Consider the following 12,264-nt stretch of genomic DNA (forward strand, 5'->3'; position numbering starts at 1 on the left):
GCCCGCGCTGCCCGCGCTGCCCGCGCTGCCCGCGCTGCCCGCGCTGCCCGCGCTGCCCGCGCTGCCCGCGCTGCCCGCGCTGCCCGCGCTGCCCGCGCTGCGGGAACTCTCGGATGGCGTATCCGGTTGCCGTGGCCGCCGAACGCCACTTGTCGTGTTCGCGACACTTTTGACACGAGTTCCGGGCGCCGGGCTGCGCCCCGCAGGGCCGCGCGACGGCGGGCCGCGGCGGGCGCCGGCGGTGACCGGCGCGCGGGCGGAATGCCTTGTACAGCCCGGTTCGCGGGGGGTTACGGTCCATGCCGCGCGGTGGCCGCGGCCGGGGTGGTGAGCGGTGCCGCCCTGCTCCCGGCTGCGATGATCCGCGGTCGATCAAGCTTCACATCGACGTACCGCGCCGTTCTCCGGCCGTTGCGACGAACGGGCGTTCGTTAGAGACTCGGCGTCGTGGTGAGCACCTCGTCGGCGCCCATCGGGCGGGCCGATCTCCTGAACCACGCCCGGGAGCGGCTCGCGGCGGGGGGCAGCGTCGTGCTGTGCGGCCCCGCCGGCATCGGCAAGTCCACCATCCTCGACGCCCTCGCCGTCTCCGAGGCCGAGGCGCTGGTCCTGCGCGCGGCGGCCGCGGAGGCCGAGGCCGACCTGCCCTACCTCGCCCTCGTCGACCTCTTCGACGGCGCGCCGGACGCCTCCGACCAGCTGCCGGCCCACCTGCGCGCGGCCCTGGACGGCGCCCTGCTGCGCAGCGCCCTGCCCGCCACGCCGCACGACCAGCTCGCGGTGCGCCTGGCCGTGCTCGAGCTGTTCCGCATCCTCGCCGCCGAGCGGCCGGTGCTGCTCATCCTCGACGACGTGCAGTGGATCGACGAGCCCAGTGCCGGGGTGCTGCGCTTCGTCTCGCGCCGCCTCGGCGAGGTGCCGGTGCGGGTGCTCGCCGCCGAGCGGGTGCCCGACGGCGGCGCGCCCAGCCGGCTCGACCTGTGCCCGCCGCCGACCGTCACGCTGCCGGTGCCGCCGCTGCCGCAGAGCGACGTCGCCGACCTGCTGCGGGCCCGCTTCGGCGCCGAGGCGGGGCGGGCGCACGTGCAGCGCATCTACGAGGCGAGCGCCGGCAACCCGCTCTACGCCGTCGAGCTCGGCCGGGCCATCGGCAGCAGCTCGTACCCGGCCACCGACCCGCTGCCCGTCCCGGAGCGCCTGCGCGAGCTGCTCACCGCGCGGCTGGCCTCCCTGCCCGCGATCGACCGCCCGGCGCTGCTCGTCGTCGCCGCGGCGGCCCGGCCGAGCCTCGCCCTGCTGGGCGCGTGCGGGCTCGCCGAAGGGCTGGTCGAGGCTGCGCTGGCCTCGGGGGTACTGCAGGTCGAGGCCGACGGCGTCATCCGCTTCTCCCACCCGCTGCTGCGCGAGATGGTCTACGCCGACGCCACCCCGGCGGCCCGCCGCGAGACGCACGAGCGGCTCGCCGACACCGTCACCGACCCGGTCGACCGGGCCCGGCACCTCGCCGCCGCCCGCCCCGAGCCCGAAGAGGGCCTCGCCGAGTGCCTGGCCGACGCCGCCTCCGCCGCCCGGCTGCGCGGCGCGCCGGCCATGGCCGCGGACCTCGCCGCGCTCGCGGCCGAGCGCACGCCCCGGGACACTCCGGGAGTGGCTGCGGTACGCCGGCTGAGCGCCGCACAGTACGCGTACTCGGCCGGTTCGCCCGCCGATGCCCGCCGCCACGCCACCGCCGCCCTGCGCGACGCCGCCGACCGGCGCACCCGGGTCGGCGCGCGGCTGCTGCTGGTGGAGATGTCCGGCGAGGACCACTCCAACTCCGGCCCGCTGCTCGACGCCGCCTTCGTCGAGGCCGTCGACACCCCGGACCTGCTGGCGCACGTGCGGCTGTACAAGGCGGTCAAGGCCTACTGGGACGGCGACGGCGAGGCCGCCCTGGCCGAGCTCAAGCGGGCCGAGGAGGCCGCGGAGCTGTGCGGCGACATGGAGCGGCTCGTCGAGGTGCTCAGCTGGCGGGGCAACATCCTGCTCGGCACGGAGGGCGACGAGTACCTCGAGCGGGCCGGCAAGCTCGCCCGCGGCCTGTCGCTCACCCCGGCCACCGTCGCCGCCCGGCAGGTCGCCGCGATGAGCCGGCTGTTCAAGGGCGAGACCGCCGAAGCGGTGCGGCGCATCGAGGCGCTGCGCATCGCGGTCGAGCGGGCCGGCACCGTGCGCGACCTCGCCGCCGTGCTGGTCTCGGTCGCCGGCATCTACTGGCGGGCCGGGCGCTGCGCCGACGCGCTCACCGCCGGGCGGGACTGCGTGCGGCTCTACGTCGACGTCGAGACCACGCCCGGGCCCGGGTACCTGGTGGCGGCGCTGGTGGAGTACGCCGGCGGGACCGCGACCGCCGCCGCCGGGCACGCCGACCGCGGCCTGGCCGCCTGTCTCGCCGCCGGCGACGAGGACTGGATCAAGCTCGCGCACGCGACTAGCGGCCTGGTGCACATGCTGCGCGGCGACCCGGTGGCCGCCGCCGAGGCGATGCGCGAGGCCTACGCCCTCGACCAGCGCCTGGGCCGGCTCGATCCGGGCATCCTGCCGTGGCACGCGGACTTCGTCGAGGCGCTCGTCGGCGCCGGCGCCCGCGCCGAGGCCACCGAGGTCCTCGAGGAGGTCGAGCAGCGCGCCCGCCACCTCGACCGCCAGGTGGTGTTCCTCGGCCTGGCCCGTGCCCGGGCGGTACTCACCGCCGCGACCGGCGAGGCCCGCGAGGGCGCCGAGGCGCTGCACCGGGCCATCGAGCAGTGGCAGGAGCACCCCTACCCGCTGGAGCTGGCCCGCGCCTACTACACCCTCGGCGGCCTCGAGCGGCGCGCGCATCGCCGCGGCGCCGCGCGGGCCGCCCTGTCCGAGGCGGTGCGCCGCTACGCCATGGCGGACGCCCACCCGTGGCGCGAGGTCGCCGCCGCCGACCTGGCCCGCCTGGACGGCGGCCGGGGCGCGGGGCTGTCCGAGACCGAGCGGCGCATCGTCGAGCTGGTGCGGGCGGGCGCGACCAACCGCGAGATCGCCCGGGCACTGTTCCTGTCAATCAAGGCGGTCGAGGCGAACCTGACGCGGCTGTACCGCCGTCTCAACGTCCGCAACCGTTCACAGCTTGCCCGGTTCCTGGATCCCGAATAAGACATAGACTTCCTCCGATTCCTTCTATCGGAGGTCGTTGTGTTGAAGCGTGCCCTGCTCGCCGTCGTGCTCATGACGGCGGGCATCACCTACCTCGCCGGCGCGGCCACATCCCAGGCCGCGGCCGTGCACCGGGTCCTGTTCGACAACTCCAAGGCCGAGACCGCCGGCAACGCCGACTGGATCATCAGCACGTCACAGCCCGACCCGCTCGGGCAGAACGCCAACCCGACGAGCGAGACCTCGTGGACCGGGGCGCTGTCGGCGTGGGGCGTGGCGCTGCAGCGCACCGGGCAGTACAGCCTCAAGACCCTCCCCGCCGGCAGCACCATCACCTACGGCGGGTCGGGCGCGCTGGACCTCAAGAACTTCGACGAGTTCGTCATGCCCGAGCCCAACGCGCCGCTCAGCGCCGCCGAGAAGAGCGCGATCATGCGCTTCGTGCAGGCCGGCGGCGGGTTCTTCCTGATCGTCGACCACACCGCCAGCGACCGTAACAACGACGGCTGGGACTCGGTGCGCATCGCCAACGACCTCATGAGCAACAACGGCGTGGACAACACCGACCCGTTCGGCTTCAGCGTCGACGTGAACAACATCGGCACCGAGAACCCGGTGGCGATCTCCAGCACGACCGACCCGGTCGTCAACGGGCCCTTCGGCAAGGTGCGCGGCAGCATCATCCGCAACGGCAGCACCCAGACGCTGCACCCGGCGGACAACGCCTCGGTCAAGGGGCTGGTGTACCGCAGCGGCTTCACCCCGGGCGGCAACACCGGCGCGTTCTTCACCACCGCGACCTTCGGCTCCGGCCGCGTGGCGGTCTGGGGCGACAGCTCGCCGATCGACGACGGCACCGGGCAGTCGGGCAACACGCTCTACGACGGGTGGAACGACACCGCCGGGACCAACGCCGCCCTAGCCCTCAACGCCACCGCCTGGCTGGCCGGCACCGGCACCACGACCCCGCCGACCTCGACCCCGCCGACGACGCCCGGCGGCGGCACCTGCGGCGGGGCCGAGCTGTTCGGCAACCCCGGCTTCGAGACCGGCTCGGCGAGCCCCTGGACCGCGACCTCGGGCGTGGTGTCGAACGACACGTCGTACGCCGCGCACGGCGGGTCCTGGAAGGCGTGGCTCAACGGGTACGGCTCGGCGCACACCGACACCCTGTCGCAGACGGTGACGATCCCGTCCGGATGCACGCGGGCCACGCTGACCTTCTGGTTGCGGGTGGACACCGACGAGACGGGTAGCACCGCATATGACAAGCTCACGGTGGCGGCCGGCGGGACGACGCTGGCGACGTACTCCAACGTGGACGCCGCGACGACGTACCAGCAGCGGACACTCACCGTGAACGCCACCGGCTCGGTGACCATCACCTTCACGGGTGTCGAGGGCAGCAAGCTGGCCACCTCGTTCCTGCTCGACGACCTGAGCATCAAGGGCGCCTGAGTTACCTGCTTGAAACCTGCGCTTGCATAGAGATACAGTCGAGCGCATGGGAATACGTGTCGCCGTCGCGGGGGCGTCGGGGTACGCCGGCGGTGAGCTGTTGCGGCTCATCGCCGGCCACCCAAACCTCGAGCTCGCCGTGGCCACCGGGTTTGCGCAGGCCGGATCGACGATCGGGAGCGTTCACCCGCACGTGCGATCCTTCCGCGACGTCGTGCTCGCCAAGACCGAGCCGGCCGTGCTCGCCGACGCCGACCTGGTGTTCCTGGCGCTGCCGCACGGCGAGTCGGCGGCCGTCGCCGCGCAGCTGCCCGAGTCGGTGCGCATCGTCGACATCGGCGCCGACTTCCGGCTGAAGGACCCGGCCGACTGGACGAAGTACTACCCCGGCGAGCACGCCGGCACCTGGACCTACGGCCTGCCCGAGCTGCCCGGCCAGCGGGAGCTGATCGCGGCCTCGACCCGGGTCGCCAACACCGGGTGCTACGCGGTGACCACGATCCTCGCCCTCGCGCCGCTCATCGCGGCCGGCGTCGCCGACCCGGACGACGTGGTCGTGGTGGCCTCGTCCGGCACGTCCGGCGCCGGGCGAGCGGCCAAGCAGCACCTGCTCGCCTCCGAGGTCATGGGCTCGATGACGCCGTACAAGGTCGGCGCACACCAGCACGTGGCCGAGATCAAGCAGGCCAGCGGCGCGCGGACGCTGTCGATGACGCCGGTGCTGGCGCCGATGCCCCGGGGCATCCTGGCGACGGTGGCCGCGCGGCCGCTCGGCGCTGCCGACCCGCGGGCCGTGCTCGCCGCCGCCTACGCGGACGAGCCCTTCGTGCACGTGCTGCCCGAGGGCCAGTGGCCGCAGACCGGGGCGACGTTCGGGTCCAACTCCGTCCACCTGCAGGCGACGGCGGACATCGACAGCGGCCGGATCGTGGTCGTCTCGGCCAGCGACAACCTTGTCAAGGGCGCGGCCGGCCAGGCCGTGCAGAACGCCAACATCATGCTGGGCCTGCCGGAGACGGCGGGGCTGGCGATCGACGGGATCGCGCCATGACCGTGACCGCACCGAAGGGTTTCCGGGCCTCGGGAGTCGCCGCCGGCATCAAGGCCACGGCGGGGGCGCTCGACGTGGCGCTCGTCGTCAACGACGGGCCCGACACCACCGCCGCGGCGGTGTTCACCGGCAACCGCATCAAGGCCGCGCCCGTGCTGTGGAGCCAGCAGGTGCTCAAGGCCGGCATCGTGCGGGCCGTCATCCTCAACTCCGGCGGCGCCAACGCCTGCACCGGCCCGGCCGGCTTCCAGGACACCCACGCCACCGCCGAGCACACCGCGGCCGTGCTGTCCGGCCGCGCGTCGCGTTTCCCGGTCGGCGCCGGCGACGTCGCGGTCTGCTCGACCGGGCTCATCGGCGAGCGGCTGCCGATGCCCAAGCTGCTGCACGGCGTCGACGCGGCCGCGCGCGGCCTGTCCCGCGACGGCGGTGCGGAGGCGGCCAAGGCCATCATGACCACCGACACGGTGCCGAAGACCGCCGTGCACAGCGGGCAGGGCTTCACCGTCGGCGGCATGGCCAAGGGCGCCGGCATGCTCGCGCCGGGCCTGGCCACGATGCTCGTGGTGCTCACCACCGACGCCGTCGCCGACGCGTCCATCCTCGACGCCGCGCTGCGCGAGGCGACCGCGGTCACGTTCGACCGCATCGACTCCGACGGCTGCATGTCGACCAACGACACCGTGCTGCTCATGGCCAGCGGCGCCTCCCGGATCGAGCCGACGCCGGCGGAGCTCGCCGAGGCGGTCACCGCGGTCTGCGCGGACCTGGCCCGGCAGCTCATCGCCGACGCCGAGGGCGCGACCAAGGAGATCGCGATCGACGTGACCGGCGCGGCCTCGGCGGCCGACGCGGTCGAGGTGGGCCGCTCCATCGCCCGCAACAACCTGGTGAAGACCGCGTTCTTCGGCAACGACCCCAACTGGGGGCGCATCCTGGCGGCGATCGGCACCACCGCGGCCGCGTTCGAGCCCGACGAGGTCGACGTGGCCATCAACGGCGTGTGGATCTGCAAGGGCGGCGCCGCGGGCGAGGACCGCTCCAAGGTGGACCTGAGCGCCCGGGGCGTCACCGTGACCGTGAACCTGCACGCCGGCGAGGAGTCCGCCACCGTCTGGACGAACGACCTTTCCATGGGGTACGTCCACGAGAACTCGGCCTACAGCTCGTGAACGGGCGGGATCTGGGGATCGCGCTCGGCAAGGCCAACACGCTCATCGAGGCGCTGCCGTGGCTGGAGCGGTTCTCGGGCTCGACGATCGTCGTCAAGTACGGCGGCAACGCCATGGTCGACAACGAGCTCAAGCGCGCCTTCGCCGCCGACATGGTGTTCCTGCGCCACGCGGGCATGAAGCCCGTCGTCGTGCACGGCGGCGGGCCGCAGATCTCGTCGATGCTCAAGCGGCTCGGCATCGCCAGCGAGTTCAAGGGCGGCCTGCGGGTCACCACCGCCGAGACCGCCGACGTGGTGCGCATGGTCCTCGTCGGGCAGGTTGGCCGGGAGCTCGTCGGGCTCATCAACGAGCACGGCCCGCACGCGGTGGGCATGTCGGGCGAGGACGCCGGGCTGTTCACGGCGGTGCGCCGCCCCGCGATCGTCGACGGCGCGCCGGTCGACATCGGCCAGGTCGGCGACGTCGAGCGGGTCAACGTCTCCGCGGTCGCCGACCTCATCGCCGCCGGCCGGATCCCGGTCGTGTCGACGGTCGCCCCCGACGCCGATGGTGTGCTGCACAACCTCAACGCCGACACCGCGGCCGGCGCGCTCGCGGTGGCACTGCAGGCTCGCAAGCTCGTGGTGCTCACCGACGTCGAGGGGCTCTACCGCAACTACCCGGACCCGTCCTCGCTGATCTCGCAGCTGACCGCGGACGAGCTCACCGAGCTGCTGCCGACGCTGCAGTCGGGGATGGTGCCGAAGATGGAGGCCTGCCTGCGGGCGGTCAAGGGCGGGGTGCCGGCCGCGCACGTCGTCGACGGGCGGGTGCCGCACTCGCTCCTGCTGGAAGTGTTCACGTCGGAGGGTTTCGGGACCATGGTGGTGGGGCAATGACGAGTTCACTGACGTCGCGGTTCGAGGCTTCGGTCATGAACACCTACGGTCCGCCGTCGCTGGGTCTGGTCAGCGGCAGCGGCGCAATCGTCGTCGACGAGGCCGGCCGCTCGTACGTCGACTTCCTCGGCGGCATCGCGGTGAACCTGCTCGGCCACGGCCACCCGGCCGTCGTCGCCGCGGTCTCCGAGCAGATCGCCACGCTCGGGCACGTCTCCAACCTCTTCGCCTCGCCGCCCGTCGTGGCCCTCGCCGAGCGGCTGCTGGCCCTCGCCGGCCGCCCCGGCACGGTGTTCTTCGGCAACTCCGGCGCCGAGGCGAACGAGGCCGCGTTCAAGCTGTCCCGGCGCACCGGCCGCACGAAGATCGTCGCGGCGGAGGCCGGCTTCCACGGCCGCACCATGGGCGCCCTCGCGCTCACCGGCCAGCCCGCCAAGCAGCAGCCGTTCCTGCCGCTGCCCGGCGAGGTCGTCCACGTGCCCTACGGCGACGTCGACGCGCTCGCCGCGGCCGTCGACGACGCGACCGCGATGGTGCTGCTGGAGCCGATCCAGGGCGAGTCGGGCGTGGTGGTACCGCCGGCCGGGTATCTGACCGCGGCGCGCGAGATCACCGCGCAGCACCGCGCCCTGCTCGCCCTCGACGAGGTGCAGACCGGCATCGGGCGCACCGGCTACTGGTTCGCGCACCAGGCCGAGGGCGTGCGCCCCGACGTCGTCACGCTCGCCAAGGGCCTCGGCGGCGGCCTGCCGCTCGGCGCGATGATCGCCTTCGACGACGCCGCGACGCTGCTCGGCCCCGGCATGCACGCCTCCACGTTCGGCGGCAACCCGGTCTGCTGCGCCGCCGCGCTCGCCGTGCTCGACACCATCGAGTCCGAGCACCTGCTCGACGCGACCAAGCGGCTCGGCGAGCGCATCCGCCGCGGCGTCGAGGCGCTCGGCCACCCGCTCGTCACCGGCGTGCGCGGCTCCGGCCTGCTGCTCGGCATCGTCCTGCGCGGCCCGGCGGCCGGCGCCCTGGCCGCCGTCATGCGCGACAAGGGCTTCCTGGCCCAGGCCGCGCAGCCGGACGTGCTGCGCATCGCACCGCCACTGATCCTCACAGAGGAGCAGGCCGACGCGTTCGTGGCCGCCCTCGGCCCGTCGCTCACGGCGGTGCAGCCGTCATGACCGTCCGGCACTTTCTCCGCGACGACGACCTGACCCCGGCCGAGCAGCTGCAGGTCCTCGAGCTCGCGGCCGCGATGAAGGCCGACCGCAACGGCGTCAAGCCGCTGGCCGGCAAGGCGGTCGCGGTCATCTTCGAGAAGCCGTCGCTGCGCACCCGGGTGTCCTTCGAGGTCGGCATCGCCCAGCTCGGCGCTGCCCCGATCATCATCGACGCGTCCAAGACCCACTTCGGCCGCGGCGAGACGATCGGCGACGCCGCCAAGGTGCTCTCGCGCTACGTGGACGCGATCGTCATCCGCTCCAACTCCGACGCCCGGCTCGCCGAGCTCGCCGCCGGCGCCACCGTGCCGGTCGTCAACGCCCTCACCGACGGGTTCCACCCCTGTCAGCTGCTCGCCGACCTGCAGACCGTGCGGGAACGGCTCGGCGGGACGCAGGGGCGCATCATGACGTACCTCGGCGACACCGCCAACAACATGGGGCACTCCTACGCCCTCGCGGGCACCACCGCCGGCATGCGGGTGCGGCTGTCCGGCCCGCCCGGCTTCGAGCCCGACCCCGAGATCCTCGCCGCCGCGCGGCAGCGTGGCGTGGTCGAGGTCGTCGATGACCCGGCCGAGGCGGCCAAGGACGCCGACGTGCTCGTGACCGACACGTGGACGTCGATGGGCCAGGAGGGCGACGGGCTGGATCGGCGGACGCCCTTCCTGCCGTACCAGATCAACGGCTCTTTGCTCGTGAGCGCCAAGCCGGGCGCCATTGTCCTGCACTGCCTGCCCGCACACCGTGGCGACGAGATCACCGACGAGGTGATGGACGGACCGCAGTCGGCGATCTGGGACGAGGCCGAGAACCGGCTGCACGCCCAGAAGGCCCTGCTGGCGTTCCTGCTGGAACGACGATGAGCGCTCCGGGCACCAAGGCGGCACGGCTGGACCGCATCTCGGCGCTGATCCGCGGCGCGGCGGTGCACTCGCAGACCGAGCTCGCCGAGCTGCTGGCCGGCGACGGCTTCCAGGTCACGCAGGCGACCCTGTCGCGTGACCTGGAGGAGCTGCGGGCCGTGAAGGTGCGCGGGGCGTATCTCATCCCGGAGGACGGCGAGCGGGCGCTGCGCCCGGCCGAGGAGGCCCCGACGCGCCTCATCCGCCTGCTGCGCGAGCTGCTCACGGGCGTGGACTGGTCCGGCAACCTCGTGGTGCTGCGCACGCCGCCGGGCGCGGCGCAGTTCCTGGCCAGCGCGATCGACCGCACCGGCCTGCCCGACATCGTGGGCACGATCGCGGGCGACGACACGATCCTGGTGGTGGCGCGCGAGGCCCCCGATCCGGCGCGACCGGCGGCGGGGGAGCTGCTGGCCGCAAAGCTGACGGCCTGGAGCCAGCCCGCCGACGAGGCCTCCGAACTATCCCGATAAATACGACGCTCCGCGCCGCATTTATCGGACATTTCCATGATTTAGTAGCCGCTCGTAGGGCCCTTACGTTGCGGTGATCTTGCGCTACGTGCTGTGGAAGGATCGTTGCGTGGCTTCTGAGACCCCGACCCGCCTGTGGGGCGGACGCTTTGCCGGAGGGCCCGCCGAGGCCCTCGCCCGGCTGTCCGTGAGTGTGCAGTTCGACTGGCGGCTCGCACCGTACGACCTCGCCGGCTCCCGCGCACACGCCCGGGTCCTCGCCCGCGCCGGCCTGCTCGACGCCGACGAGCTCGGCCGGATGCTCGCCGCCCTCGACGACCTCGAGTCCGCCTGCGCCGCCGGCGACTTCCGCCCGACCGTCGACGACGAGGACGTGCACACCGCCCTGGAGCGCGGGCTGCTCGAGCGGCTCGGCACGCTCGGCGGCAAGCTGCGCGCCGGGCGCTCGCGCAACGACCAGGTCGCCACCGACCTGCGGCTGTACCTGCGCGACCACGCCCGCGGGGTCGCCTCCCGCATCGTCGAGCTCGCCGACGCGCTCATGGAGCAGGCCGCCCGGCACGTCGACACGCCCGCGCCCGGCTTCACGCACCTGCAGCCGGCCCAGCCGATCGCGTTCGGCCACCAGCTGCTCGCGCACGTCCAGGCGCTGCTGCGCGACCTCGACCGGCTGCGCGACTGGGACGCCCGCGCCTCCGTGAGCCCACTCGGCGCCGGCGCCCTCGCGGGCTCGTCGCTGCCGCTGGACCCGGCGCAGGTGGCCAAGGAGCTCGGCTTCGCCTCCGCGGCGCCCAACTCGATCGACGCCGTCGCCGACCGGGACTTCGTCGCCGAGTTCCTGTTCGTGGCGGCGCTGACCGGCGTACACCTGTCGCGCCTCGGCGAGGAGGTCGTGCTCTGGACGACGCCCGCCTTCGGCTGGGTGCAGCTCGACGACGCCTTCGCGACCGGCTCGTCGATCATGCCGCAGAAGAAGAACCCGGACATCGCCGAGCTCGCCCGCGGCAAGTCGGGCCGGCTCGTCGGGCACCTCACCGGCGTGCTCACGATGCTCAAGGGCCTCGCCCTGGCGTACGACCGGGACCTGCAGGAGGACAAGGAGCCCGTCTTCGACGCCGTCGACACGCTCGAGCTCGTCCTGCCCGCGCTCGCCGGCATGATCTCGACGATGACCGTGCGGGTCGACCGGCTGGCCGCGCAGGCCCCGGTCGGATACACCCTCGCCACCGAGGTCGCCGAGTGGCTCGTCCGCCAGGGCGTCGCCTTCCGCGAGGCGCACGAGATCACCGGCAAGCTCGTGGTCATCTGCGCCGCGCGCGAGATCGGCCTCGATGAGGTCTCCGACTCCGACCTCGCGGCGGTGAGCCCGCACCTGACCCCCGCCGTCCGCGAGGTGTTCTCGGTGCCCGGGGCGCTGGCCGCGCGTACCACGCCCGGCTCCACCGGCCCCGGCCCGGTCTCCGACCAGCTCGCCACCGCCGCCGACAAGCTCGACCGCTGGCGCGACTGGTCCGGTGAGCAGGTCATCCCGCGCGACTGACGTGCGGACACTGATCCCGTGCATGCCTTCCGTTCGGTACTGCTGTACCGCACCCCGTCGGCCTGGCGCACCACGGTGCTCGACGCGGCGGGCGGGATGACCTGCGGCGAGTTGCGCGGGACGCCTCCGGACGCGCCGCCTGAGGTCGCCCGACGGGTCCTGGAGGAGCGCCTGCGTTCGCTGCCCTTGTGGCGTTCCGGGCGGGCGTCGGGCGGCGACGACTCGGCGCCGGTCGGGGATCTCGTGTGGCGCCAGACCGGACCCGACGAGTGGATCGCGGAGCCGGCGGAGACCGTCGGCTGAGGCGCGGCGCGGCATTTTCTTTCCGCGATCACGCGCTTTTCGGTGCGCGGTCCGTAGGAGGGTCGAAAGCGCATTGATCGTGGAAAGAAAATGCGTCCGTCGCAT

The 12,264-nt window shown here is 73.6% G+C and carries 11 protein-coding genes; all 11 read left to right on the plus strand.

Annotated features, from left to right (window positions below; translation table 11 throughout):
• A partial coding sequence (locus tag ABD901_RS52505) for a hypothetical protein (protein ID WP_345142062.1) occupies positions 1–331 on the plus strand: 331 nt, incomplete at its 5' end.
• A gap of 116 nt (positions 332–447) precedes the next feature.
• A complete protein-coding gene (locus ABD901_RS52510) occupies positions 448–3,165 on the plus strand; it encodes an AAA family ATPase (RefSeq protein ID WP_345142064.1) in 2,718 nt (905 codons plus the stop codon).
• A gap of 39 nt (positions 3,166–3,204) precedes the next feature.
• Entirely contained in the window at positions 3,205–4,623 is a 1,419-nt protein-coding gene (locus ABD901_RS52515) for a hydrolase (protein WP_345142067.1), read from the plus strand.
• Between the two features lie 46 nt (positions 4,624–4,669).
• Positions 4,670–5,674, plus strand: a complete 1,005-nt coding sequence (gene argC / locus ABD901_RS52520; protein WP_345142069.1) for an N-acetyl-gamma-glutamyl-phosphate reductase — start codon at positions 4,670–4,672, stop codon at positions 5,672–5,674.
• Positions 5,671–6,846: a bifunctional glutamate N-acetyltransferase/amino-acid acetyltransferase ArgJ gene (gene argJ / locus ABD901_RS52525; protein ID WP_345142071.1), complete on the plus strand. Its 1,176-nt coding sequence runs from the start codon at positions 5,671–5,673 to the stop codon at positions 6,844–6,846. The genes argC and argJ overlap by 4 nt, the downstream gene beginning before the upstream one ends.
• Positions 6,843–7,727, plus strand: a complete 885-nt coding sequence (gene argB, locus ABD901_RS52530) for an acetylglutamate kinase (RefSeq protein WP_345142073.1) — start codon at positions 6,843–6,845, stop codon at positions 7,725–7,727. The genes argJ and argB overlap by 4 nt, the downstream gene beginning before the upstream one ends.
• The gene (locus tag ABD901_RS52535; RefSeq protein ID WP_345142076.1) at positions 7,724–8,899 is read left to right on the plus strand and encodes an acetylornithine transaminase; all 1,176 of its coding nucleotides are present in this window, start codon (positions 7,724–7,726) and stop codon (positions 8,897–8,899) included. Before argB ends, ABD901_RS52535 begins: the two co-directional genes overlap by 4 nt.
• Entirely contained in the window at positions 8,896–9,804 is a 909-nt protein-coding gene (gene argF, locus ABD901_RS52540; RefSeq protein ID WP_345142077.1) for an ornithine carbamoyltransferase, read from the plus strand. Before ABD901_RS52535 ends, argF begins: the two co-directional genes overlap by 4 nt.
• The gene (gene argR / locus ABD901_RS52545) at positions 9,801–10,316 is read left to right on the plus strand and encodes an arginine repressor (protein WP_345142082.1); all 516 of its coding nucleotides are present in this window, start codon (positions 9,801–9,803) and stop codon (positions 10,314–10,316) included. The genes argF and argR overlap by 4 nt, the downstream gene beginning before the upstream one ends.
• Positions 10,317–10,425: 109 nt before the next feature.
• Positions 10,426–11,856: an argininosuccinate lyase gene (gene argH, locus ABD901_RS52550; protein ID WP_345142084.1), complete on the plus strand. Its 1,431-nt coding sequence runs from the start codon at positions 10,426–10,428 to the stop codon at positions 11,854–11,856.
• 18 nt (positions 11,857–11,874) lie between these two features.
• Entirely contained in the window at positions 11,875–12,159 is a 285-nt protein-coding gene (locus tag ABD901_RS52555; RefSeq protein ID WP_345142087.1) for a hypothetical protein, read from the plus strand.
• Positions 12,160–12,264: the final 105 nt, after the last annotated feature.

Origin of the sequence: Dactylosporangium darangshiense (genome assembly GCF_039537565.1) — a bacterium.
Lineage (GTDB): Bacteria > Actinomycetota > Actinomycetes > Mycobacteriales > Micromonosporaceae > Dactylosporangium > Dactylosporangium darangshiense.